Origin of the sequence: Burkholderia sp. E168m22, assembly GCF_001319805.1 — a bacterium.
Taxonomy (GTDB): Bacteria; Pseudomonadota; Gammaproteobacteria; order Burkholderiales; family Burkholderiaceae; genus Burkholderia; species Burkholderia orbicola.
In genome coordinates this window covers 34343-58424 of record NZ_BBSK01000103.1, presented here as the reverse complement: position 1 = coordinate 58424, position 24082 = coordinate 34343, and the positions used below count along the sequence as shown (strand labels likewise).

Sequence of the window (24082 nt, the reverse complement as noted above, 5' to 3'; positions counted from 1 at the left end):
TGCGGTGATTTTCATTCGTACTGCGATGTACAAGAGGCGTGGACGGTGACGAAAACGTCATGAAGCGGTCACGCATCCGCACCGCCGCGGGATCAAAGTGAAGGCTCCTGTCACGGAATTCCAGTAAGGAGCCCACCCCATGAACATTCCGCGTCCGCTGATCGCCATTGCCGCCGCCGCGCTGTCGATTGCCGCCTTCTCGCAGGCTGTGGCCGCGCAGCCGAAGAGCCGCCAGGAAGTGATTCAGGAACTCGTGCGTGCGCGCCACGACGGCGTGATCCCGAGCCCGAATCACGACTATCCGGCGAGCCCGGCCGCCGTCGCGCGCAATCAGGAGATTCATCGCTCGACCGTTCATCGCGGCGAGAAGACGCCGATGGTCGATGCGCACGACAACCGCTTCGCGGTGCTTTGATCGTTCACTTGCGGCGGCCGGCATGACGCCCGCCGGTTGCCTTTACGGAAAGGAGAGCGCGATGCGCCATGTCGCGAAAGGAATCGTACTGGCGGTGTGTCTGATGTCGACGGCCGCGATGGCGGCCGGCTGGCCGGAACGTGCGCTGTCGCACGCGCCGGCGCACGACGTCGGCCGCCGCGCGAACGAGCGGATGCGCTGCGAATTCGCTGCAGTGCCGGCCGGTGCGTGGACCGCGACGTTCGCGCGCGGGCAATGTGAGGTCGACAACGGCCGGTTGACGTTCGTGCCGGCCGATGCGGGCGACGAGAAACGGATCGTGCTCGGCGACGTCCGTACCGCGTCGCATCAATCGCGCAAGCTGAAGGAGCAACTGCAGCTGACGACGCGCGACGAAGTGATCGCGTTGAACGTGCTGACCGACGATGGCAGCCGAAAATCACGCGAACATGCGATCGACCTGTGGGCCGCACTGCGCAACGCGGGTGTCACGCCGGTCAACGGCACGCGCATCGTCGACACCTATCCGACCGGCGCGACGACCTGGTAAGCGCCGCGCCGTCGTGCGCGGCTTACCCGGCCTTCACCGATCCTTCGATCAGGAAGAACACGATGAAGCCGATGAAGAACGCGGCCGTCGCGAACGGCGTTTCGGGCACCTCGTGGGCTTCGACCAGCAATTCCTCGGTGACGAGGTACAACAGCGCGACGGTGCCCAGGCCCAGGAGCGCTGCATAGATATTCGCCGGCAGCCCGGCGAATGCCGCATTGCCGGCAACGGCCGCGACGCTCAGCAGCGCCGCCAGCGCGACCGGCACGACGATCGCCAGCATGCGGCCGACGCCGGCCGCGGCCAGCGCCGCGCTGACCGACAGCGCGAGGAACAGCACCTCGAGCGTTAGAGCAACGGTCAGGATGATGCCGCTTTCGTCGCTCGCGGAAAAGGCGATGCCGAGCACCAGGCCGTCGACGACGAGGTCGATCGCGGTGACGATGATCAGGCTCACCGGCAAACGGGCTTCCTCGAAGCGCGTTTCGATCGCGCCCGACAGCGCGCGGATCGCCAGCATCAGCGCGATGCCGAGCACGAAACCGACGACGACTGGAAACAGCGCATGCGCGCGGTCCTGCGGCAGCAGTTCGAGCGCGGCGGCCGCGAACACGATGCCGCCGGTGAAATGCTGGATCACGCTCGACGTTTTCGGGCCGGGCGCGCGCCATGCGGCCGCGAGGGCGCCGAAACAGGCCGCCAGCACGGGCGGTAACGTGAGCAACGCAAGCTTCGCGGTCGGTGTCATGAGTCCTCTCAGCGGTTGGTGTGCGGCAGCGGAAGCCGCGTGGCACGATCGTACGCGCCGGGCATTGCCCCGGCGTCAACCGGGGGATTGAACACCTTGAAGCCGCTCCAGAGTCAAGCGGTTTGATGCGGACGCACCGGCAAGGGGCCGGCGCGCCCGTTGCGGTCAAAGCTGCGCGAGCGCCTGGTCGAGATCGGCGAGCAGGTCGTCGATATGCTCGATGCCGATCGACAGCCGCACCGTTTCCTCCTTCACGCCGGCCTTCGCGAGTTCGGCCGGCGACAACTGCCGATGCGTGGTGGAGGCCGGGTGCGTTGCGAGCGACTTGGTATCGCCGATGTTCACGAGCCGCGTGAACAGCTTCAGCGCATCCTGGAACTTCGCACCGCCGTCGCGGCCGCCTTTCACACCGAATGTCAGGATGCCCGGCGCCCGGCCCGACAGGTAGCGGACGACGAGCGGATGATCGGGGTGATCGGGCAGGCCCGCATAGTTCACCCATTCGACGTGCTCGTGGCGCGCGAGATGCTGCGCGATCTTCAGCGCGTTGTCGCTGATCCGCTCGACCCGCAGCGCGAGCGTCTCGATCCCCTGCAGGATCTGGAACGCGTTGAACGGCGAGATCGCCGCGCCCATGTTGCGCAGCGGCACCACGCGGGCGCGGCCGATATACGCGGCCGGCCCGAACGCTTCGGTATAGACGACGCCGTGATAGCTGACGTCCGGCTCGTTCAGCCGCTTGAAGCGGTCCGCGTGCTCGGCCCACGGGAATTTGCCCGAATCGACGATCGCGCCACCGAGGCTCGTGCCGTGCCCGCCGAGATACTTCGTCAGCGAATGCACGACGATGTCCGCGCCGTGCTCGAACGGGCGCAGCAGGTACGGCGACGGCACCGTGTTGTCGACGATCAGCGGAATGCCGTGGCGATGCGCGACCTCCGCGAGCGCGGCGATGTCGGTGACGTTGCCGAGCGGGTTGCCGACCGATTCCGCGAAGATCGCCTTCGTGCGCGCGTCGATCAGCGGTTCGAACGAGGAAGGATCGCGCGGGTCGGCGAAGCGCGTGGTGATCCCGTATTGCGGCAGCGTGTGCGCGAACAGGTTGTAGGTGCCGCCGTACAGCGAACTCGCGGACACGATGTTGTCGCCGGCTTCGGCGATCGTCTGGATCGCGTATGTGACGGCGGCTTGCCCCGACGCGAGCGCGAGCGTGCCGATGCCGCCCTCGAGCGCGGCGATCCGCTGCTCGAGCACGTCCGTCGTCGGGTTCATGATCCGAGTGTAGATGTTGCCCTGGACCTTCAGGTCGAACAGGTCGGCGCCGTGCTGCGTGTCGTCGAATGCGTACGCAACGGTCTGGTAGATCGGGACGGCGACCGCGCGCGTGGTCGGGTCGGGACGATAACCGCCGTGCACGGCGATGGTTTCGAGACGCCAGTTCGAATGGGCCTGATCGGTCATGGGTGCTCCGTTTGTTGTTGTGAAGGTCGAGGGGGCCTGCCGTCCGGCGATTATAGGAGCACGTGTGCCGCTGCCCTTAGAACGAATGGTGGGTTGCTTATGGGCGCGCGGCGCATAGAATGCCCTTTTCCGCAAACGATAGGTGCGCGATGAATCAGGATCGGTGGAACCAGGTGGATGCGTATTTCTCGGCGACGCTCGTGCCGTCCGACGCCGTGCTCGACGCCGCGCTCGCGGCGAGCGACGCGGCCGGGCTGCCGGCGATCAACGTCGCGCCGAACCAGGGCAAGCTGCTGCAACTGCTCGCGACGATCCGCGGCGCGCGACGGATTCTCGAAGTCGGCACGCTCGGCGGCTACAGCACGATCTGGCTGGCACGCGCATTGCCGCCGGGCGGCTCGCTGATGACGCTCGAGCTGAACCCGGCACATGCGAAGGTCGCGACGGAGAACATCGCGCGCGCCGGGTTTGCGCAAGTCGTGTCGGTGGTGGTCGGCAGCGCGAAGGATAGTCTTGCGCGGCTCATCGACGCCGGGGAGGCGCCGTTCGACTTCATCTTCATCGATGCGGACAAGGACAACAACGCCGTTTATCTCGACGCGGCGCTGAAGCTGTCGCGGCCCGGCACGGTGATCGTCGTCGACAACGTCGTGCGCAATGGGCGCGTGGCCGATCCGGACAATCGCGAGCCGGACGTGGTCGGCGTGCGCGAGGGGTTCGCGCGCCTCGTGGCCGAGCCGGCGCTCGCGACGACAGCCGTGCAGACGGTCGGGCAGAAGGGCTGGGACGGGTTCTCGATCTCGATCGTCGGCGCGTGACGTGGTGCGTCAGTGCGGGTTGGCTGCCGCATCGGCCCGTCGATACAGGCGTGGCCACTGATCGTCGAACAAGCCGTTGCAAGTGCCGTGTGTGGCGATATCGCTGAGCACGAAGTGCCGGCCGTCGAAGATCCACGATGCGGTCGAGCCGCAATCGCCTGCACTGCGCAGTCTGACCTTACTCGATAGCGTCGCGCTGGCGGGATCGTAGCCGGCGTCGGTCAGTTCGTTTGCGAACGACGCCGAATCGAGTCCCGCGTTCGCGTTCTCGCCGAAATTCATCGCCGTCGGCGAGTAGGGCGCAGTTCGCCGCACGCGATACCACAGGTCGGTGTGGTTATACATGCTGCTGGTCTGGCACGGTATCGCGACCAGCGCTTCGTCGGCGGAGACCGCCACGGCAGTCGACGCCTTCCTGCGATCGCCCGCCGGCATTTCGTCTTCGACATCGGCCGCACATTGCTTCACGTCGCCGCCGAACTTCGCGAGCACCGCATCGACGAGCGGCCGTTGCTCCGCGGCCGACAGGTTTGCGACGGCCGGGGCCGGCGTGACGGCGGGTGGCAATGCCGGTGCGACGGGCACCGCCGACGCCGGCCGGGTGCCCGGGCGCAGCAACGCCGTGACGGTGCCGACACGGCCCTGCGTGTCGTCGATCAACAGCAGCGCGGCACTCAATCCCGTCAACGGTGTGCGGGCGGTTTGTGCCGACGCCGGATCGCCGAAGCTCAGCAGTTGCGCATTGCGCGACGCAGTGAGCCATGCGGCAACCGTTGCCGGATCGTTGGTCCGGATCCGGAACGGGTGCGCGTCGTCATCGTCCGGTTTGCCGCCGAACGCATGCCATCGGGCCGCCATTGCATCGAACGGGCGACCATCCACGCGCGCGCTGCGCAGGTCCAGCGGCGCCGACGCATAGATGTCGAGCGAGGCTTGCGCGTCCGGGCCGGCATCGCGCGTCACGCGCAGGATGAGGCTGGTGCGTGCATCATCGATATCGTCCGCATGGCTTTCGGCAATGCAGCGGTTGCCGTTGTCGCAAACGACCGACCAGTTCTTGAAGTCGCGTTCGACCGGTGGCCGCGCGAGCGGGCGAGCCTCGGCAACGAACGGGGAAACGGCGAGGAGGGCGGCGATGGCGAGCGAAAGGCGGTGCGACATGACGGTTCGTATCGACTGTGGATGGGCGGGCGGAAGATGTCGGACTGCAAGCGCATCGTCAGCAGGCGGGGCAGGTCGAAGGCTGCGGCGCATGCGGCGGCGCGCTGTGCCGAACGGCATCGAGTATACCGCCGCGATGGGCTGTGAATCGTGACGACGACACGTAGTACGCGGGCACGATCGTTGCTCGCCTGTATTGATCGGACGAGTGCTGATGCAAAAATGGCGCGATCCCCGGAGGCATCGCGCCGTTCACTTTTCATCGGCCGTCGACCACGTCGCGCAGGAACGCATCGAGCATCGCCACGTCGCCCCACGGCCGCTTGTATTCGCGATCGTGTTCGGCATCGGCGAGCATCGTCTCGACCAGCGCGTGGATCGCCGGCCGGCGCGGCCCGTATTCGCTTTCGTTCGCGCTCATCTTCAGCGCGAGCAACGCATCGAGCTCCGCGCGCACCGTCGGCTCGTGCACGGTCCCGTCGACGAGATCGACGAAGCGCATCGGCGGCATGCCGAGCCCCATGTCGATCCAGCGGACCGCGAGCAGCGGACGCAGTACGTACAAGTACTTCTTGTAACGCACCGTGTCGCCTTGCAGATAGCCGCGAAAATTTTTCTTTGCCATCGAGAGGTAGTGATGACGCCCGCGTACCGGCGAGAAGAACGCCGATGCCAGCGACCTGAGCCGCGGCGCCCAGCGCGCATCTTCGCGATACACGACGGGCGAGTCGAGCCATTCGAGCAGCGTCGGGTTCGAGCGTCGCAGCAGTTGCAGCGCCTTGCGCGATTCCCAGCCGCTGACGTCGAGCTCGTCGTCGAGCGGCCGCTCGATCACGTCGCGTTGCGGTTCGACGCTCAGGTACCAGTCGCGCCGGTGTGCGTACACGAAGCGTACGTCGTAATCGCTGTCCGGCGAAGCGAATCCCCAGCCGCGGCTGCCCGATTCGCACGCGAACAGCACGCATACATCATGGCGGCGTTCGACTTCCGCGAGCTCCGCCATCACGCGTGCCCGCACCACCGGGTCGATCGGATGCGCGCTGCGCACGGTCGTCATTGCCTTGTCGGTTTTCATCGTTGTCGTTTTCCTTTCGTTGTGCGCGGCCGCTGGCCCTCGGCCGCACACCGCGCTATCCCTTCACACACACCACCTGGCGCAGCGTATGCACCACTTCGACGAGGCTGCGCTGAGCCGCCATCACCGCGTCGATGTCCTTGTACGCCATCGGGATTTCGTCGACGACGCCCGCGTCCTTCCGGCATTCGACGCCTTGCGTCGCCTTCGCCTGATCGTCGGCCGTGAAGCGACGCTTCGCTTCGGTGCGGCTCATCGTCCGGCCCGCGCCGTGGCTGCAGGAGCAGAAGCTTTCCGGGTTGCCGAGCCCGCGCACGATGAAACTCTTCGCGCCCATCGAGCCCGGAATGATCCCGAGTTGCCCCTTCTGCGCGGACACCGCGCCCTTGCGCGTCACGAGCACGTCTTCGCCGAAGTGGCGCTCGCGCTGCACGTAGTTGTGGTGACAGTTCACCGCGTGCTCGTCGACCGAGAACGGCTTCGCGATCACGCCGCGCGCCGCGCCGATCACCGCGTCCATCATCGCCTGCCGGTTGCGCCGCGCGTAGTCCTGCGCCCAGCCGACCGCTTCGACGTAATCGTCGAAGTGCCGGCTGCCTTCGGTGAAATACGCGAGATTACGGTCGGGCAGGTTCGCGATGTGCTGCCGCATGTCGGCCTGCGCGAGTTCGATGAACAGGCTGCCGATCGCATTGCCGACGCCGCGCGAGCCGCTGTGCAGCATGAACCACACGCGGTCCGCCTCGTCGATGCACACTTCGATGAAGTGGTTGCCGGTGCCGAGCGTGCCGAGATGCGCGTAGTGGTTCGTCTTTGCCAGCTTCGGATACTTGTCGACGATGCGCTGAAAGCCCGGCTGCAGCGATTTCCACGCGTCGGTCACGGCGGCCGGCGTGCGATCGCCCCACGCGCCCGGATCGCGGCGGCCCGGCGCACGGCCGTGCGGCACCGCGCATTCGATCGCGCTGCGCAGCCCGCCAAGCGAATCGGGCAGGTCGGCCGCCGTCAGCGTCGTGCGCGCGGCCATCATCCCGCAGCCGATGTCGACGCCGACCGCGGCCGGGATGATCGCGCCCTTCGTCGGAATCACGCTGCCGATCGTCGAGCCCTTGCCGAGGTGCACGTCCGGCATCACCGCAACGTGGCCGAAGATGAACGGCATCTGCGCGGTGTTGCGCAGTTGCGCGCGCGCTTCGTCCTCGACGGCGACACCTTGCGTCCACATCTTCACCGGCTTGCCGTTCGCCAGTTCCATCACCTGATAATCCATGTCGGTCATTTGCTTCACCTGATTCATTTCGGGACCGGCGCGACCCATCTGCATCGCGCCGGAGCCTGCATTACGTGCCCTTGATGCTGACGAGCCCGTTCAGCACCTGGTCGAGACCGCCGAACACCGAGATGCGGTCGATCCGTTCCGCGACGCGCTCGAGCGTTTCCAGCTCCTTGAGCCGCAGTGCGGTCGGGTTTTCTTCCATCACCTTCGCGGTGTTCAGCAGCGAACGCGTGGCCGCCGTTTCCTCGCGGCGGCGAATCACGTTCGCCTGCGCGGATTTCTCCGCTTCGACCACCTGCGCGAGGATCGTCTTCATGTCGCCCGGCAGCACGATATCCTTCACGCCGACGCTGCGCACGTCCACGCCCGAACCGTCGAGACGGGCGCGCACGTGCGCGATCACGACCTCGTCGAGCGACTGCTTGTCCTCCAGCAACTCGTCGAGCGAGCGCGTGCCGACCGCCGAACGCAGCGCGAACTGCAACTCGCGATACAGGTGTTCGACCGGCTTCTGCAACTGGCCGAACGCTTGCAGCACGTCCGCATAACGCCACGTCGCCGACAGGTTCAGCCGCAGCGCGACCTTGTCGCGCGTCAGGATTTCCTGCCCGCCGACCTCGATCGCCTGCAAGCGCAGATCGACCAGCTCGACCGCGACGTCGCGGTTGAAGCGCCAGAACGCCGACGCGCCCGCGTCCAGCAACCGCTCGATCTTGCCGTCGACCTTCAGCACGCCGACGTGGTACGCCGGCACCTGCGCCAGCAGCACGCCCGTCAGCCCCGCCACGCCGCGCGCACGCAGCGACGGTTGCGCGATGCGCTTCACCAGCGCGGCGGGCAGCATGCTGTCCTGCGCGAGATCGATGCGCTCCAGCCGGTGCGCGGTCAGGCCGCGCCAGTACAGCCGGCGCGTGCCCGGCGCCAGAATCTCGACGAGCACGTCGTCTTCGTAGCGCAGGCCGGCTTCGTCGTCGGCGAGATCCATCGCGACGAAATACCGCGCGAGCACGTCCGGTGCGTCGTGACGCAGGTAGTCGGCCAGCGCTTCGTCGGCGAGCGGCGCGTCGAGACGCGCGGTCTGCACCGACAGGCGCTTGAACGGATCGAAGGCCTTGAACACGCCTGGTTCCAGCACCTTCACGAAATCGCCCTCGCTCATCAGCAGCGCGCGTTCGTTCTTTTTCACCACATGACGCTTCCACATATTTTTGTCCTTTTCTTCAATGGCCGCCGGGTAACGCGCATCGTGCGGATCGCGGGGCGACGCAATCGGGCGGGCGGCGCGCTGGCCGGCGTCGAAGTGCATGGCGACGCCTGCTGCATTGCGTCGTCGTGCGCCTTCGCGCGGGCCGTGCGGCCGCCCGGCCGATCGCGCGGAACCGCAACCGGTCCGACGCGCGGCGGGCCTGTCGGCCCGCACCGGCGGGTACTGCCTTCATACGAGACCGTCCTTGCGGACAGCGTTCGAGCGGGATTTGAACCCGCCACCGGCCGGCTTTCGCCGGCTGCTCCACCTGGCTGAGCTTTCGAACAATGGGCGCCCCGGGATTCGAACCCAGGCGAGGCATCCTGGCGCGCGCCCCTTTGCCTTCGTCTGTCCATGGCGGCATGCGCTACCGCGACGAACGAGGTTCGGCGGCGGCGCACCAGCAGGGCTTGTTGAACCCTGGCTCGTGGGCCAGCGGGACATCCGGCGTCTTTTATTTAGCGAGGAGCGTGCCAGTGAGCGGCTGGCGCTTCTGGAAATCTCTCAACACATTGAAGTTAAAAGGGAATTATCTGTTTTGCAGTGTCTGGCATCGACGCTGTCGGCACGTCACGATCCTGCATATTCGATACAATTGGATCGCTTCTTATCCCATGAGATAAACATGCGCAAAACCGTTGCGATCGGTTTTCTCGGCACCGTGCTCGACCAAGGCGGCCGCGCGCCGCGCCGTTACCGCAAATGGCGGCCGACGATTTCGCTGTGCGAGCAGCCCGACCTGCCGATCGACCGGCTCGAACTGCTGCATTCGCTGGACTACACGCGTCTCGCCAACCAGGTGCGGGACGATCTCGCGCGCGTGTCGCCGCGAACCGACGTGCGGCTCACGCCGGTCACGATCCACGATCCGTGGGATTTCGAGGAGGTTTATGCGACGCTGCACGATTACGCACGCGCGTACCCGTTCGACCTCGAACACGAGGATTACCTGATCCACATCACGACCGGCACGCACGTCGCGCAGATCTGCTGGTTCCTGCTCGCGGAAGCGCGCTATCTGCCCGCGCGCCTCGTGCAGACCGGGCCGCCGCAGCGGACCGACGAAGGGCCGAGCGGGCCGGGCACGATCTCGGTGATCGATCTCGACCTGTCGCGCTACAACCGGATCGCGCAGCGCTTCACGCGCGAGCGCGACGAAACGGTGTCGTTCCTGAAGGCCGGCATCGCGACGCGCAACGCGCGCTTCAATGCGCTGATCGAGCAACTCGAGCGCGTGGCGGTGCGTTCGCGCGCGCCGATGCTGCTGGTCGGGCCGACGGGGGCCGGCAAGTCGTTTCTCGCGAAGCGCGTGTACGAGCTGAAGCGTGGCCGGCATCGGCTCGCGGGGCCGTTCATCGAGATCAACTGCGCGACGCTGCGCGGCGACGCGGCGATGTCGACGCTGTTCGGTCACGTGAAGGGTGCGTTCACAGGGGCGCAGTCGGCGCGGGCGGGGCTGCTGCGCGCGGCGGACGGCGGGCTGCTGTTTCTCGACGAGATCGGCGAACTCGGGCTCGACGAACAGGCGATGCTGCTGAAGGCGATCGAGGAGAAGCGCTTCCTGCCGGTCGGCGCGGACGTCGAGGCGACCAGCGATTTCGAACTGATCGCGGGCACGCACCGCGATCTGCGGCAGATGGTGGCGGCCGGCACGTTCCGCGAGGACCTCTATGCGCGGATCAACCTCTGGACCTATGAATTGCCGGGACTGGCCGAGCGCCGTGAGGACATCGAGCCGAACCTCGAATTCGAGCTCGACCGTTTCGGTCGCGAGCAGGGCGAGCAGGTGCGGTTCAACGTCGAGGCGAAGCGGCGCTATCTCGCGTTCGCGGCCTCGCCGCGCGCGACGTGGGCCGGCAACTTCCGCGAGCTGTCGGCGTCGGTCACACGGATGGCGACGCTGGCCGATGCGGGGCGCATTACCGAGGCGCTCGCCGAACAGGAAGTCGAGCGGCTGACGCGCACGTGGTCGTCGCCGGGTGGCGCGAGTATGGCGGACGCGTGCGTCGACGCGGTGTTCGGTGCGCGTGCGGCGGAACTCGACCTGTTCGATCGTGCGCAGCTCGAACGCGTGCTCGACGTGTGCCGCACGTCGGCGAGCCTGTCGGAAGCCGGGCGCACGCTGTTCGCGGTGTCGCGGCAGAGCAAGAAGCAGCCGAACGACGCGGACCGGCTGCGCAAGTATCTCGCGCGGTTCGGGCTCGATTGGGACGGTGTGCGGCGCGCGCTCGACGGTGTGTGAGGGCGAGCGCGGCGCATGATGTCCGCGCTGCGGAGAGCGTTCGCGCGTGTCGTATCGTATGCGGTAACTTCAGGAGCATTCTAGTGATCGAGATTCCGTTGACGGTCAGGCCGTTGTTTGTCGCGGCCGGGTGGTGCGGCCCTGCCGACGGCCGCCTGTCGGCCCGCGACGGCGAACATCCGGGTGATGCGATCCTGCGTGAATTCGGCACGTTGATCGTGGGTGCGGAGCCGGCCCGGCGCAGCGGGGAAACCTGCGCGCCGATGGGAATCGCGTTTCGCGCACTGGAGCGTCAGGATGAACAGATTGCCGCGTGGGAGCGGGCGCTCGACACGACGATGATCGGAATCGCCGAGGACGATCTCGGCTACGTCGAGTTTTATGTCGATACGCAGGGCCGCGTGTTCACGACGAATTGCGTGATGGACGGCGTCTATCTGGCGGGATTCACGTTCGGCGACGCGATCGAACGCACGCTGCTCGGGCGGGTCTCGATTCCGCTATTGCTCGACAAGCAGGCGTCGATCGCCTATTACGGCGCGCATCTGACGGGCGACGACCCGCGCGTCATGACGGCCGCGCAGTTGCGGGCCGGCAATGACGGATCGCGCGCGGCGCCGTGATGCGGCGGAGCTTCAGCCGATGGCCGACGCGGCCGCCTCCTGGAACGGGGCCAGGAATGCCCAATCCGAATGCGCCGCCGCGATGTCCGCCAGCCCGCGCGCGAACGCGTGCACCGGCAGCCACGGATACCCGAACGCCGCGTGCAGCCGATCGAGTTTCAACGACTGCGGATCGTCGATCGTATCCATCCGTGCGATATGAATGTGCAGCGCGGCAACCCGCGCAACGTCGTCGTTTTCACCATCGATGGCGAACTGCCAGCGGTACGTGCCGTGTCCGATCCGCAGCGCGCCGCTGTCCTTTTGCCGCATCACGACGAGCCACGGCATGCTGCTGACGCCGTGCTCATCGACGGGCGGGGTCGTGCAGACGTAATAGGTTCGGCACTGCTCGAACCGCTCGCCGAATGCCTCGACCAGCGTATGCGCAATGGCCGCCGCGCCCGTCACGCGCGGCGGAAAATCGATGTCGTCGTTGGCGAGGGAAAAGCTCAGTTCGGCATTGGCCGCGAAGCAGTCCGCGATCAGCGCGGCCTGGTTCAGGTCCTTCGCGCGCAGATAGCATTCGAGCAGCGCGCGAACCGTGGCGGGATGAAGCGGGAAGGGCATGTTCGAGCCTCCTGTGTCGGGAAAGTATCGGGAAATCGGGCCGCCTGCAGGCCGCTAGGCTGGCCGAGGCCGCCGGTGCCTTTGCCGTATAATTTCGTTCCAAAGCTAAATTCGCATGACCGCACGGAGCGTCGACGTCATGGCCAAGCAGCAAGAGGAGTCCGTTCTGACCATTACCAACCCGGCCTGCCTGATCGACGGCACGGACACGGAATTTCGCCACCTGATCAACGGGCTGCTGCCGTTCGCGGCGCGCCTGCTGTCGGTGCGCGACGGTTTCGGCTCGTTGATCGGCCTCACCGGCATCCAGTATTCGCTGCTCGTGTCGGTCGCCCATCTGTCGCATGACGACGTCGTGACCGTCAACCGCCTCGCCGATCATCTGCACCTGAGCGGCGCGTTCGTCACGATCGAGACCGGCAAGCTGAAGAAGCTCGGCCTGATCGACAAACGCCCGGACCCCGACGACAAGCGCAAGATGCGGCTCACGGTCACGCCGGCCGGCTCGAAGCTGCTGAAAGCGCTCGTCGATACGCAGCAGCGCATCAACAACGTGCTGTTCGAAGGCGTGACGAAAACCGAATTCAAGGCGCTCTGCTCGGTGATCGACCGCCTCGTCACCAACGGCGATCGCGCGACGCTCGATCTCGCGCACATGATCGCTCGCCAGGAAAAAGGCTGACACGCGCCGGCTGCCGCGCTCAGTGCGCGGCCCACTCGATCGTATCCAGGTCGACCCCTTCGAGATGCATGTCCCACAGCGGGCTCAATTCGCGCAGCTTGCCGACCGTGTCGCGCACCTGCGCGATCACGCTGTCGACCTCGGCTTCGGTCGTGAAGCGGCCGAGCGTGAAGCGGATCGAGCTGTGCGCGAGCTCGTCGCTTCGACCGAGCGCACGCAGCACGTAAGACGGCTCCAGCGACGCCGACGTGCACGCCGAGCCTGACGACACCGCGACGCCCTTGATTCCCATGATCAGCGATTCGCCTTCGACGAAATTGAAGCTGACGTTCAGGTTGTGCGGAATCCGGCGTGCGAGGTCGCCGTTCACGTAAACCTCGTCGAGCGTCGACAGGCCGGCCAGCAGCCGGTCGCGCAACGCGCCGACGCGGCGGCTTTCCTCTGCCATTTCTTTCTTCGCCAGCCGGAACGCTTCGCCCATCCCGACGATCTGGTGCGTCGGCAGCGTGCCGGAACGCATTCCGCGCTCGTGGCCGCCGCCGTGCATCTGCGCTTCGATGCGCACACGCGGCTTGCGGCGCACGTACAGCGCGCCGATTCCCTTCGGGCCGTACACCTTGTGCGCGGTCACCGTCAGCAGGTCGACGTTCAATGCATTCACGTCGACCGGAATCTTGCCGGCCGCCTGCACCGCATCGCAGTGGAACACGATGCCGCGTGCGCGGCACAGTGCCCCGATCTCGGCCACCGGCTGGATCACCCCCGTTTCGTTGTTCGCGAGCATTACCGACACGAGGATCGTGTCGGCGCGCAGCGCCTGCCGTAACCCATCGAGGTCGAGCAGGCCGTCCTCCCGCACGTCGAGGTACGTGACGTCGAAGCCCTGGCGCTCGAGTTCGCGACACGTATCGAGCACGGCCTTGTGTTCGGTCTTCACCGTCACGAGGTGCTTGCCTTGGCCCTGATAGAAGTGCGCCGCGCCCTTGATCGCGAGGTTGTTGCCTTCGGTCGCGCCGGACGTCCATACGATTTCGCGCGGATCGGCGCCGAGCAGCGCGGCGACGTGCGCGCGCGCTTCCTCGACCGCCTGCTCGGCATCCCAGCCGTAGCTGTGGCTGCGTGAAGCCGGGTTGCCGAACTGCTCGTGCAGGAACGGCACCATCTTGTCGACCACGCGCGGATCGACGGGCGTCGTCGCGCTGTAGTCCATGTAGATCGGACGGGATTGCATCGAAAGGGACTCCGGAAAGCGACGTTTCGCGTGGGTCGCGAGCGCCGGTGAATACGGTTGGCGCAGTGTACGTGGACATTCGCGCGAGCCGCGCAACATCCATCCCGCCAGTATGGTTGTCTTTCAAACAAAGCTTTCAAGATCAGGGTTTACGACATCTTGAACCGGCTTTTGTGTTTACATTTAATAAAAGCTAAATAAAAAAGCTAATTAACGGTGCTTTGTTGATGCGGATTCCTCAGGGGAATCCGGAAATGCAACCCAAGGAGAACGAGATGAGCGAGAACCACGCAGGAACCGGCGCGGATGCCGACGAGCAGCGGCGTTTCCGCGCCGCGCTGTCGATGTTCGCGACGGGCGTCGCGGTGATTACCGCCCCGCGCAAGGAGGGGATGCCGATCGGCATCACGGTCGCGTCGTTCAATTCGGTGTCGCTGGACCCGCCGCTGATCCTGTTCTCGGTCGACCGCCGCAGCCTGAGCCTCGGCGACCTGGCCGGCGCGGATGGCTACGCGGTCAACGTGCTTGACGAGACGCAGCAGCACCTGTCGAACTCTTTCGCGAAAGCGAACGGCGACAAGTGGGGCTGGCGCGGCGGCGCGGCTGGCGACGACGGCATGGTGCTGCTGCCTGACGCACTCGCGACGTTCGAATGCGAACCGTATGCGCAGTACGACGGCGGCGACCACGTGATTTTCGTCGGCCGCGTGACGCGGCACCGCGCGCGCTCGGACGGACGCCCGCTGATCTTCTTCGGCGGTCGTTACCGCGCGCTCGACGGCGCGCATGCGCCATCCATGTGAATGCAACCCACGATTCATTCCCCCAGGAGCACATCATGATCAAGAACGGCACTCAGCACATCGCGTCGCTGCGCGACGGACGGCAGGTCTACCTGAACGGCCAGCCGGTCGGCGACGTGACCGCGCACGCGGCATTCCGCAATTCGATCCGCAGCTACGCGAGCCTGTACGACTACCAGGCGCGCGACGAGAACGTCGAGAAGATGACGTTCGTGTCGCCCGACTCGGGCAACCGCGTGAGCCGGATCTGGCAACTGCCGACGTCCTATGACGAACTCGTCGAGCGCCGTGCCGCGCTGGAAGCGTGGTCGGAGCTGCATTACGGCTTCATGGGCCGCTCGCCCGACCACGTCGCGTCGTGTCTCTCCGGCATGTATATGGGCGCCGACGTGTTCGAACAATACGACCCGGCACGCGCCGGCGCGCTGCGCGACTACTACCGTTATGCACGCGACAACGACCTGTTCCTGACCTACGTGATCGTGAATCCGCAGGCGAACCAGTCGAAGGCCGCGCACGAACAGGAGGACAAGTACCTCGCGGTCGGCATCGTCGATCAGGATGCCGAAGGCATCACGGTGCGCGGTGCGAAGATGCTCGCGACGAGCGGGATCATGGCGAACGAGGTGTTCTGCAGCTGCATCCAGCCGCTGCGCGAAGGCGACGAGATGTATGCGCTGTCGTTCGCGGTGCCGATGAACGCGAAGGGCATGAAGATCATGTCGCGCAAGTCGTACGAGGAGAGCGCGACGTCGGTGTTCGACAACCCGCTGTCGAGCCGCTTCGACGAGAACGACGCGGTGCTGTACTTCGACGACGTGAAGGTGCCGTGGGAGCGGATCTTCGTCGCCGGCAATACGGCGATGTGCGCGAAGCAGTTCCACGCGACACCCGCACACGTGTACCAGAACTATCAATGCCAGGTGCGCCTGATGACGAAGCTGCGCTTTCTCGTCGGGCTCGGCCTGAAGATCTCCGAGGTCAACGGAACGAACACGTTCCCGCAGGTGCGCGAAACGCTGGGCCAGCTCGCGGCCGAAGCGTCGATGGTCGAGGCGTGGGTCTACGGGATGGAAGCGAAGGGCACGGTCGTCAACGGCTTCTACGTGCCCGACCGCAACATGCTGTACGGCTCGCAGGTCGTCACGCAGCAACTGTATTCGAAGGTGCTCAACACACTGCGCGAGCTCGCCGGCGGCGGAATGATCATGTTGCCGTCCAGCGTGCGCGATTTCGAGAACCCCGACCTGCTGCGCATCATCGAGAAGACGCAGAAATCGCCGGTGTGCTCGTCGGAGGAACGCGTGAAGTTCTTCAAGCTCGCGTGGGACGCGGTCGGCTCCGAATTCGCGTCGCGCCACAACCAGTACGAACTGTTCTATGCCGGCGCGTCGTTCGTCACGAAGGGCCATGCGTATCGCACGTACGACTGGCAGCGTGCGTCGCATCTGGTCGATTCGATGCTCGGCAGCTATTCGCTGAACCAGGAACTGTCGACGCCGCGTGCCGCTTGACTAGCCGCATCGCAACCCCTTTTACCCGCTATCGCAATCAGGAGAGACAGATGGCCATCAACAAGCTTCACGACGAATTCCACACGCTGGACATGCAGCGCGACTGGCGGCTGCCGGAAGGCTATGACCCGGCGTCCGGCGCGCAGGAGCTGATCTTGTCCGGCGCGCTCGACACCGAGCGCAAGCGCGGCAGCCGCACGCGCCTGCTGCGCCTGCCGGCCGGGCTGCACACGAAGCAACCGTTCGTGCACGACTACTGGGAAGAGGTGTTTCTGGTCGAAGGCGACCTGACCGTCGGCAACGACGAGCACGGCGACGGCGGCACGCCGTTCAAGGGCTACACGTACGCGGTGCGTCCGCCCGGCGCGTGGCATGGCCCGTTCAAGTCGAACGGTGGCTGTGTGCTGCTGGAAATCCACTATTACGATCCGGCCTGAGTTCGGCCGATCCATGACAGACGGCGGGCCGCTGTATCGCGCGGCCCGCGACGAGGAGCATTCGATGAAAACCATCACGTTCGCGATCGACGGTCGCGACGGGCGCACCGAGCGCGCGATCGCGATCCACACGCTCGTGATCGCGGGCTGGACCGGCCGCGATACGGTCGCCATGGAAAGGCATATCCGCGAGCTGGAAGCGCTCGGCGTCAAGCGCCCGGCGGCGACGCCGGTGTTCTACCGCGTCGCGGCCGATCGCCTCGATCCGTCGCCGGCGATCCAGGTCTCGGGCGGGCAGAGCAGCGGCGAAGCGGAATTCGTGCTGGTGCGAGACGGTGGCGACACGTTCGTCGGCATCGCGTCCGACCACACCGACCGCGAGGTCGAGACATACGGCATCACGGTCTCGAAGCAGATGTGCGGCAAGCCGTGCGCGAACACGCTGTGGAGGCTCGACGACGTGACCGGTCACTGGGATCGGCTGGTGTTGCGTGCATACGCGACGATCGACGGCGAGCGCGTGCTGTATCAGGAAGGTAGCGTGACCGCGATGCGCACGCCGGACGATTTGCTCGCGCAGTTCGCGCGCGACGGCGGCCGCTTCGAGGACGGCACCGCGATGCTGTGCGGCACGCTCGCGGCGATCGGCGGCATCCGGCCGGCCGAGCGGTTCGAGGTCGAGCTGGAAGATCCGGTGCTGGGCCGCACGATCCGGCATGTGTATGCGGTGGACACGTTGCCCGTCGCGGGCTGACGCGAACCGAACCGCGAATGCGCGCTCAAGCGCGACAGATCGCAATGATCTCCGCGCTCGTCGCCTCGTCGAATGGCGCGTGCTCCCAGTCGCCGTACCAGTCGGCCGACACGAAACCGGCTGCCGTCACGCGCGCCTGCAATTCGGCGTGCGCGATGAAACGCAGCCGGCTCGTATTCGCCAGCAGCGTATCGTCGCGGCGGAAGCGGTAGTGCGTGTCGAACGTCACGATCGCGCCGTCGATCGCCCGCGCCGCGTGATGGAGATCGACGATGCCGAGTTCGTGCGACTCGACGCTGCGTGCCGATTGCGCGGGTGTCCATGCTCGCCACGGTTCGGTGCGCGGGTTGCGGGTATCGAACAGGAAGCAGCCGCCGTCGTCGAGCACGCGTCGCACGCCGCGCAGTGTCGCGTCGATGTCGTCGTCGGTCAGCAGGCACTGGAACGCGTGCCCGGTCATCACCACAGCATCGAACGGCGCACCGGGCGGCAGGCCGTCGAGCGCGCACGCGAACCAGCGTACGGCGTCGGCACCCGGCTGGCGTCGCGCGTAATCGATCATCGCCGGCGCGGGATCGATCGCGACGACGTCATGCCCGGCCGCCGCGAGCCGCCGCGCGAACGTGCCGGTGCCGCAACCGAGATCGAGGATGCGTCGCCGGGCGGCGCCGATCGCGGCGGCGTAGAACGCGAAGTCCCGATCGCCCGCGTTGAACAGGTCGTACACCGCGACGAGGCGCGGGTCGGTGTAGAGCAGGTCCGCGTCGGCGCGCGTCATGCGGCCGCTTGCGTCAGCGCTGCTGCACGGCTACCCGCAGCCCGAGCGCGATGAAGATCGAGCCGATGATCTTGCCCTGCCAGCGCGTGAGCCACGTGAGCCGCTTCACGATGCGGCCGAGCGGGCGGATCGAGCATGCGATCAGCGTCGTGTAGAGCGAGCTGAGCACGACGAAGATCAGCCCGAGCACCGCGAACTGCACGAACGTCGAGCCGCGTTCCGGATGCACGAACTGCGGCATGAACGCGAGAAAGAACAGCGCGGTCTTCGGATTCAGCACTTCGGCGGGAATCGCCTGCAGGTACGCCTTGAGCGGCGTGACGGGCGACACCTGCGGCAGCGACGGATCGGACGGTTTCTCGAGCAGCGCCCGCACGCCGAGATAGATCAGGTACGCGGCGCCGACCAGCTTCACGACGTTGAACGCGAGTGCCGACGTCATCAGCAGCGCCGACAGCCCGACGGCCGCGAACAGCGTATGCACGAAGTCGCCGCTCGCGACGCCGAGGCCGGTCAGGATGCCGGTCTTGCGCCCACCCTGCACGGTGCGGCTCAGCACGAGCAGCACGGCGGGGCCAGGGATCAGGAACAGGCCCAGAACGACGGCCGTAAAGGTGGTCAGCGTGGTCAGGTCGAACATGGCGGCTCCGGCAGGTTGGCGCGGCGGCAGGGGATCGGCGCATTGTATTCGGTTCGGCGCGCGGCCGCAGACGCGCCCTCGAACGGCGCGGCTGCGTCGGCGCCTTTCTGGTATAAGCACGACAGGACGCGCAGGCGTCCGGCCTTTTTTCACAGCCCGTCGTTCCATGCGCGACCTTCCATCGATCACCGATCCTGCCGCGGACGCCGACGTCTATCACGTGCCGCGTCCGCTCGTCGTGTTCGGCGGCTCGGTCGTCGAGCCCGAGTGGCGGCTGGAGCGGCACAGCCATCGCCAGGCGCAGCTGCTCTACACGCTGAGCGGGGTCATCTATTGCGAGATCGACGGCGGCGTGTGGACCGCGCCGCCGCAATGCACGGTCTGGATTCCCGGCGATGTCCCGCATGCGGCGCGCGGCTCGGCCGGCGCCACTTTCTACGCGGTACTGGTCGAACCCGACGCGGCGCTCGACCTGCCCACGCGCTGCTGCACGCTCGCCATGTCGCCGCTGTTGCGCGAGCTGCTGCTGAAGGCGGCCAGCTTCCCGAACCTGTACGACGTCGACGGGCCGCAAGGGCGGCTGGTGGCGACGCTGCTCGACGAGCTCGTCGCGGCCCCGGTCGAGGACTTGTACTTGCCGATGCCGGCCGATCGCCGGCTGCGCAAGCTGATCGACCATCTGCTCGACGACCCGGCCGACAAGTCGCCGCTGCCCGAACTCGCGCGGCGTGCGGGCATCAGCGAGCGCAGCCTGACGCGCCTCGCGACGAAGGAGCTCGGCATGAGCCTCGGCGACTGGCGCCGGCGGCTGCACGTCGCGCTGTCGCTGCGGATGCTGACGACCGGCCGCCGCGTGCATCAGATCGCGATCGATCTCGGCTACGAGAGCGCGAGCAGCTTCGTCACGATGTTCCGCAAGGCGACCGGTAAGCCGCCGACGCAATTCCTGACCGACCGGCAACGCTGAACCGCCGGACTGCGCGCCCGCGCCCGTTTGGCCGGATTGAAAAAGCAGTTGGCCGGGATGAGAAATGACGCATGAGGGCTCGATCCATAAAATGAGAATCGTTCTCATCTGGAGGCCGACATGCAAATCACCACGACCGAATTTCCGTTTGTCTGGCTGCGTTACAGCGGCTCGACCCACACCGATCCCGCCCGACTGATTGCCGAACTCGACGCGTTGCTCGCGCGCCGCGAGCGCTTCGTTCTTCTGACCGACGATGCGCCGTCCGGCGACGACCGCGCCGACAACGATCACGAGATGCGCAAGCAGCTCGCGAAGTGGAGCAAGGCCAACCGCGCGCTGTCGCGCGAATGGATTCCCGGGATGATCGCGATCGAGCCCAATGCGGCGCGGCGCGTGGCGCTCAATGCCTTTTCGGGCGCCTTCGAGAAAGTCTGGGGCTATCCGCTGAACGCGGCGGCGAGCCGCGACGACGCGCTGGCGCTCGCGCAACGGCTGCTCGCCGAACCGGCGCCCGGCATCGCGGCCGCGAACGCCTGACCCGACGGCCGCGCCGCTCGCGCGACTTGCGTCGACCTCGACCTCGTCACGTCGCACGGTGTGCGCACGCGCGCCGCGGCCTATCGCAACCACGCAGAGGTGTCCGGTGGACAATCCGATCCGCGCGATGCGCATCTTCACGCGCATCGTCGAAATGAACAGCTTCACGCGCGCGGCGCAGGCGCTCGGCATTTCGCGCGCCACCGCCACGCGCACCGTGCAGGAGCTCGAAGCGGCGCTCGGCATGCCGCTGCTGGTGCGCACGACGCGCGCGTTGCGGCCGACGCCCGAAGGCGACGCGTATTACCGGCGCTGCGTCAGCATCACGGCGGACGTCGACGAGCTCGAAGCCAGCATCCGCGGCGCCGCGCTGCATCCGAGCGGGCCGCTGCGCGTCGAGCTGCCGGCGTCGGTGGCGAGCACGATCGTGTTGCCGGCGCTCGGCGAATTTCATGCGCGGCATCCCGATCTCGAGCTGACGCTTGCCGTGGCGGGGCGCGCGGGCGACCGCATCGGCGACGCGATCGACTGCAGCATCCGGCTCGGTGCGCTGCCCGATTCGTCGCTCGTCGCGCGTCGGCTCGGCTCGCTCGAACGCGTGACGTGCGCGAGCCCCGCGTATCTCGACCGCTTCGGCGTGCCGCGCACGCCCGACGATCTGGGCGCGCATCGCGCGGTAGGCGGGTCGCACGTGTTCGGCCAGCGTTCGGCGGAGCTCGAGTTCGTGGTGGACGACGCGGTACGCAAGGTGCGGCTCGACGGCATCGTCAGCGTGGACGACGAGCAGGCGTATCTCGCCTGCGGCGTGCACGGCCTCGGGTTGATCCAGCCGACGCGCGTTGCCGCGCAGCCGCTGATCGATGCGGGACGGCTGCGGGAAGTGTTGGCGGGCTGGCAACCCGATGCGCTGGCCGTGTCGGCCGTCTACGTGAAGCGGCCGCACGTGTCGCCCGGCGTGCGCGCGTTCGTCGACTGGATCGCGGAGCGTTTCGTGCAGGCCGGATACGAGCAGGAAGGGCTGGCGGCGGCGGGGGCGGTGGGGTGGCGGCCGGCGCTGCCGGGTGCAGCCGCTACCGGCGATCGCTACAGCGGACTGGTAGCGGTGGCGTGACGGCAGCAGACTGACGGAAGACCTCGAGCAGCGTTCGCGAGGCGGAACGCGCCGGCCATCCATTCGATCTGTATCGAACGATGTAAATATTTTGGCGATTCAGCACGAAATTCGCCGGAATATTTTCATCGGGGGCCGAACGGCCAGCCGTGCAGCCGTATAGGGCGAGTCGGGGTGTGCGCGTGCATCACGCATCGACACCCGACACACACGGCGTATGGAACGGGCGCGCTACACCGCCCTGAGCCGCCCCAATTCTTCCGCCAGGAAGTCGACGAACGCGCGAATCCGCGTGGACATCTGGTGACGCTGCGCATACACCGCGTAGATGTCGGCGCTCGGCGTTTCATGATCGGGCAGCACGACCACCAGCCTGCCGTCGGCGAGATAGTCGCGCAGATCCCATTCCGCACGCATCAGGATGCCGTGCCCGTCGAGCGCCCACTTCACCGCGATCTCGCCGTCGTTCGTCGTCAGGTTGCCGTTGATCCGCACGGCTTCCGTGTGGCGGGCCGCGCCGCGCCCGCTCGTCAGGCGCCACACGCCGTAACCTTCGTCGCCTTGCCGGATGCCGATGCAGTTGTGCCGCGTCAGGTCGTGCGGCGTGCCGGGCACCCCGTGCCGCGCGAGATACGCGGGCGCCGCGCACAGCAGCCGGCGGTTCGGCGCCAGCCGCCGCGCGACGACGCGCGTGTCGGGCGGCTCGCCGAAGCGAATGCACACGTCGAACGCGTCGTCGGTGAGCGGCGGCGGCATCACCGACAGCTGCAACTGCACCGACACTTCCGGATAGCGCGCGACGAAACGCGAGATCGCCGGGCCGACGTGGCTGCGCCCGAACCCGAGCGTCGCATTCACGCGCAGCAGCCCCTTCGGCCGCTGCTTCGCGCTGCCGAGCAGCTCGCCGAGTTCGTCCATCTGGTCGAGAATCCGGCGCGCGTATTCCAGGTACACGTCGCCTTCGGGTGTCAGCATCATCCGCCGCGTCGTGCGATTGACGAGCGTCACGCCCGCGCGCCGCTCCATCTGCGTGAGCCGTTTGCTGACGGCCGCCGCGGTCAGCCCGAGTTCGCGCGCGGCCGCGCTCAGGCTGCCCGACGCGGCCAGCGTCGAGAAGAAGCCGAGATCGGCCGGCTGGACGGTATCCGCCATGACGGGATTCGTGAATTGAAGTTAAAGATGCTTTGAGTATAGCCCCGGTTTACACACTCCCGGTTCGGTAAAGTGCGTTCACGCTCACGATCAATCGAGGATGTCCGCATGAAGACCTACCGTATCGCAACGATTCCCGGCGACGGCATCGGCAAGGAGGTGGTGCCGGCTGGCAAGCAACTGCTGGAAGCGCTGGCCCGCAGCAGCGACCGTTTCGCGTTCGAGTTCGAGGATTTCGACTGGGGCGCCGATTACTACCGCCGGCACGGCGCGATGATGCCGGCCGACGGCCTCGACGCACTGCGCGGCAAGGACGCGATCCTGTTCGGCTCCGCGGGCGACCCGGACGTGCCCGACCACGTGACGCTGTGGGGGCTGCGCCTGAAGATCTGCCAGGGCTTCGACCAGTACGCGAACGTGCGCCCGACGCGCATCCTGCCCGGCATCGACGCGCCGTTGAAGCGCTGCGGGCCGGACGACCTGAACTGGGTGATCGTGCGCGAGAACTCCGAAGGCGAATACGCGGGCGTCGGCGGCCGCGTGCACCAGGGCCATCCGATCGAGGCCGCGACCGACGTGTCGATCCTCACGCGCGCCGGCGTCGAACGCATCATGCGCTTCGCGTTCCGGCTTGCGCAGTCGCGGTCGCGCAAGCTGCTGACCGTGATCACGAAGAGCAACGCGCAGCGGCACGCGATGGTGATGTGGGACGAGATCGCGAAGCAGATCGCGCAGGAGTTTCCCGACGTGACGTGGGACAAGGAACTCGTCGATGCGGCGACCGCGCGCATGGTCAATCGCCCGGCGTCGCTCGACACGATCGTCGCGACCAACCTGCACGCGGACATCCTCAGCGATCTCGCCGCCGCGCTCGCGGGCAGCCTCGGCATCGCGCCGACCGGCAACATCGATCCCGAGCGCCGCTATCCGTCGATGTTCGAGCCGATCCACGGCTCGGCGTTCGACATCATGGGCAAGGGGCTCGCGAATCCGGTCGGCACGTTCTGGTCGGTCGTGATGCTGCTCGAACATCTCGGCGAGACGGAAGCGGCCGCGCGCGTGATGCATGCGATCGAGGCGGTGACGGCCGACCCGTCGCTGCATACGCGCGACCTCGGCGGCAGCGCGACGACCGCGCAGGTGACGGCGGCCGTCTGCGAGCGCGTCGCGAACGCGGCGATCGCGGCCTGACGGCGGCGCGGGGCGGGCGGCCGCGCGCGTGCGCAGCCACCCGGGCGCCGACCGTTCG

At 66.9% G+C, this 24082-nt stretch carries 25 protein-coding genes and 1 tRNA gene; 14 read left to right on the top strand and 12 right to left on the bottom strand.

All coding sequences use genetic code 11. The features are described 5' to 3' along the window. Window positions 1-139: 139 nt before the first annotated feature. Together AP428_RS23705 and AP428_RS23700 are read left to right on the top strand one after the other, a co-directional pair. Window positions 140-415, top strand: a complete 276-nt coding sequence (locus AP428_RS23705; RefSeq protein WP_011548318.1) for a DUF4148 domain-containing protein — start codon at window positions 140-142, stop codon at window positions 413-415. Window positions 416-476: 61 nt separating this feature from the next. Then, entirely contained in the window at window positions 477-965 is a 489-nt protein-coding gene (locus AP428_RS23700) for a hypothetical protein (RefSeq protein WP_011548317.1), read from the top strand. Window positions 966-987: 22 nt separating this feature from the next. Here the strand turns inward: AP428_RS23700 and AP428_RS23695 are convergent, their stop codons facing one another. Together AP428_RS23695 and AP428_RS23690 are read right to left on the bottom strand one after the other, a co-directional pair. Continuing rightward, window positions 988-1713 carry a ZIP family metal transporter gene (locus tag AP428_RS23695; protein ID WP_011548316.1) on the bottom strand — a complete coding sequence of 242 codons (726 nt, stop codon included), beginning with the start codon at window positions 1711-1713 and terminating at the stop codon, window positions 988-990. 165 nt (window positions 1714-1878) lie between these two features. After that, window positions 1879-3174 carry an O-acetylhomoserine aminocarboxypropyltransferase/cysteine synthase family protein gene (locus AP428_RS23690; protein ID WP_011548315.1) on the bottom strand — a complete coding sequence of 432 codons (1296 nt, stop codon included), beginning with the start codon at window positions 3172-3174 and terminating at the stop codon, window positions 1879-1881. Window positions 3175-3323: 149 nt separating this feature from the next. Between AP428_RS23690 and AP428_RS23685 the strand changes: the two genes are divergently transcribed. Next, on the top strand, window positions 3324-3992 hold the full coding sequence (locus AP428_RS23685) for an O-methyltransferase (protein WP_011548314.1): 669 nt from the start codon (window positions 3324-3326) through the stop codon (window positions 3990-3992). 9 nt (window positions 3993-4001) lie between these two features. Here the strand turns inward: AP428_RS23685 and AP428_RS23680 are convergent, their stop codons facing one another. The 5 genes from AP428_RS23680 to AP428_RS36830 all read right to left on the bottom strand — a co-directional run bounded on the left by AP428_RS23680 (window position 4002) and on the right by AP428_RS36830 (window position 9037). Then, entirely contained in the window at window positions 4002-5153 is a 1152-nt protein-coding gene (locus tag AP428_RS23680) for a DUF1176 domain-containing protein (RefSeq protein ID WP_172593297.1), read from the bottom strand. A 259-nt stretch (window positions 5154-5412) separates the two neighbouring features. Continuing rightward, window positions 5413-6228: a nucleotidyltransferase domain-containing protein gene (locus AP428_RS23675; RefSeq protein ID WP_054928391.1), complete on the bottom strand. Its 816-nt coding sequence runs from the start codon at window positions 6226-6228 to the stop codon at window positions 5413-5415. A gap of 55 nt (window positions 6229-6283) precedes the next feature. Continuing rightward, on the bottom strand, window positions 6284-7507 hold the full coding sequence (locus AP428_RS23670; RefSeq protein ID WP_011548311.1) for an RtcB family protein: 1224 nt from the start codon (window positions 7505-7507) through the stop codon (window positions 6284-6286). Window positions 7508-7568: 61 nt separating this feature from the next. Next, on the bottom strand, window positions 7569-8708 hold the full coding sequence (locus AP428_RS23665) for a slipin family protein (RefSeq protein ID WP_011548310.1): 1140 nt from the start codon (window positions 8706-8708) through the stop codon (window positions 7569-7571). A 256-nt stretch (window positions 8709-8964) separates the two neighbouring features. Then, window positions 8965-9037 (bottom strand) — tRNA-Phe (locus AP428_RS36830). 338 nt (window positions 9038-9375) lie between these two features. On the opposite strand from AP428_RS36830, the gene rtcR reads away from it, so the two are divergent. Together rtcR and AP428_RS23655 are read left to right on the top strand one after the other, a co-directional pair. Then, window positions 9376-10992 carry an RNA repair transcriptional activator RtcR gene (rtcR, locus tag AP428_RS23660; RefSeq protein ID WP_011694660.1) on the top strand — a complete coding sequence of 539 codons (1617 nt, stop codon included), beginning with the start codon at window positions 9376-9378 and terminating at the stop codon, window positions 10990-10992. A gap of 83 nt (window positions 10993-11075) precedes the next feature. Next, window positions 11076-11615, top strand: coding sequence for an SUKH-3 domain-containing protein (locus AP428_RS23655; protein ID WP_011548308.1), 540 nt, complete (start codon window positions 11076-11078; stop codon window positions 11613-11615). Window positions 11616-11627: 12 nt separating this feature from the next. On the opposite strand, the gene AP428_RS23650 is transcribed toward AP428_RS23655, so the two are convergent. Further along, window positions 11628-12224, bottom strand: coding sequence for a nuclear transport factor 2 family protein (locus tag AP428_RS23650; protein WP_011548307.1), 597 nt, complete (start codon window positions 12222-12224; stop codon window positions 11628-11630). Window positions 12225-12363: 139 nt separating this feature from the next. On the opposite strand from AP428_RS23650, the gene AP428_RS23645 reads away from it, so the two are divergent. Next, window positions 12364-12906, top strand: a complete 543-nt coding sequence (locus tag AP428_RS23645; protein WP_011548306.1) for a MarR family winged helix-turn-helix transcriptional regulator — start codon at window positions 12364-12366, stop codon at window positions 12904-12906. Between the two features lie 19 nt (window positions 12907-12925). Here the strand turns inward: AP428_RS23645 and AP428_RS23640 are convergent, their stop codons facing one another. Then, window positions 12926-14137 carry an IscS subfamily cysteine desulfurase gene (locus tag AP428_RS23640; RefSeq protein ID WP_041489420.1) on the bottom strand — a complete coding sequence of 404 codons (1212 nt, stop codon included), beginning with the start codon at window positions 14135-14137 and terminating at the stop codon, window positions 12926-12928. 275 nt (window positions 14138-14412) lie between these two features. Between AP428_RS23640 and AP428_RS23635 the strand changes: the two genes are divergently transcribed. The 4 genes from AP428_RS23635 (at window position 14413) to AP428_RS23620 (ending at window position 17645) form a co-directional block, all read left to right on the top strand. Beyond that, entirely contained in the window at window positions 14413-14940 is a 528-nt protein-coding gene (locus AP428_RS23635; RefSeq protein ID WP_050768810.1) for a flavin reductase family protein, read from the top strand. A gap of 35 nt (window positions 14941-14975) precedes the next feature. Continuing rightward, window positions 14976-16454, top strand: coding sequence for a 4-hydroxyphenylacetate 3-hydroxylase family protein (locus AP428_RS23630; RefSeq protein WP_011548303.1), 1479 nt, complete (start codon window positions 14976-14978; stop codon window positions 16452-16454). A 50-nt stretch (window positions 16455-16504) separates the two neighbouring features. Further along, a complete protein-coding gene (locus AP428_RS23625) occupies window positions 16505-16891 on the top strand; it encodes a hypothetical protein (protein ID WP_012338573.1) in 387 nt (128 codons plus the stop codon). A 64-nt stretch (window positions 16892-16955) separates the two neighbouring features. Then, window positions 16956-17645, top strand: coding sequence for a DUF2848 domain-containing protein (locus AP428_RS23620; RefSeq protein ID WP_041489492.1), 690 nt, complete (start codon window positions 16956-16958; stop codon window positions 17643-17645). Window positions 17646-17670: 25 nt separating this feature from the next. Here the strand turns inward: AP428_RS23620 and AP428_RS23615 are convergent, their stop codons facing one another. Further along, window positions 17671-18423 (bottom strand): bifunctional 2-polyprenyl-6-hydroxyphenol methylase/3-demethylubiquinol 3-O-methyltransferase UbiG, encoded by a 753-nt coding sequence (locus AP428_RS23615; protein ID WP_011548300.1) that lies wholly within the window; start codon window positions 18421-18423, stop codon window positions 17671-17673. A gap of 13 nt (window positions 18424-18436) precedes the next feature. Beyond that, window positions 18437-19063: a LysE family translocator gene (locus AP428_RS23610; protein ID WP_006490488.1), complete on the bottom strand. Its 627-nt coding sequence runs from the start codon at window positions 19061-19063 to the stop codon at window positions 18437-18439. Between the two features lie 166 nt (window positions 19064-19229). Here AP428_RS23610 and AP428_RS23605 point away from each other — a divergent pair, with 166 nt between their 5' ends. The 3 genes from AP428_RS23605 (at window position 19230) to AP428_RS23595 (ending at window position 21681) form a co-directional block, all read left to right on the top strand. Beyond that, complete coding sequence (locus tag AP428_RS23605; RefSeq protein ID WP_011548299.1) at window positions 19230-20030, top strand: helix-turn-helix domain-containing protein; 801 nt, start codon at window positions 19230-19232, stop codon at window positions 20028-20030. A gap of 120 nt (window positions 20031-20150) precedes the next feature. Then, the gene (locus tag AP428_RS23600) at window positions 20151-20570 is read left to right on the top strand and encodes an ATP--cob(I)alamin adenosyltransferase (RefSeq protein ID WP_011548298.1); all 420 of its coding nucleotides are present in this window, start codon (window positions 20151-20153) and stop codon (window positions 20568-20570) included. 106 nt (window positions 20571-20676) lie between these two features. After that, entirely contained in the window at window positions 20677-21681 is a 1005-nt protein-coding gene (locus tag AP428_RS23595; protein WP_011548297.1) for a LysR family transcriptional regulator, read from the top strand. Window positions 21682-21912: 231 nt separating this feature from the next. On the opposite strand, the gene AP428_RS23590 is transcribed toward AP428_RS23595, so the two are convergent. Then, the gene (locus tag AP428_RS23590; protein WP_011548296.1) at window positions 21913-22833 is read right to left on the bottom strand and encodes a LysR substrate-binding domain-containing protein; all 921 of its coding nucleotides are present in this window, start codon (window positions 22831-22833) and stop codon (window positions 21913-21915) included. 108 nt (window positions 22834-22941) lie between these two features. Between AP428_RS23590 and AP428_RS23585 the strand changes: the two genes are divergently transcribed. Beyond that, a complete protein-coding gene (locus AP428_RS23585; protein WP_011548295.1) occupies window positions 22942-24024 on the top strand; it encodes a tartrate dehydrogenase in 1083 nt (360 codons plus the stop codon). Window positions 24025-24082: the final 58 nt, after the last annotated feature.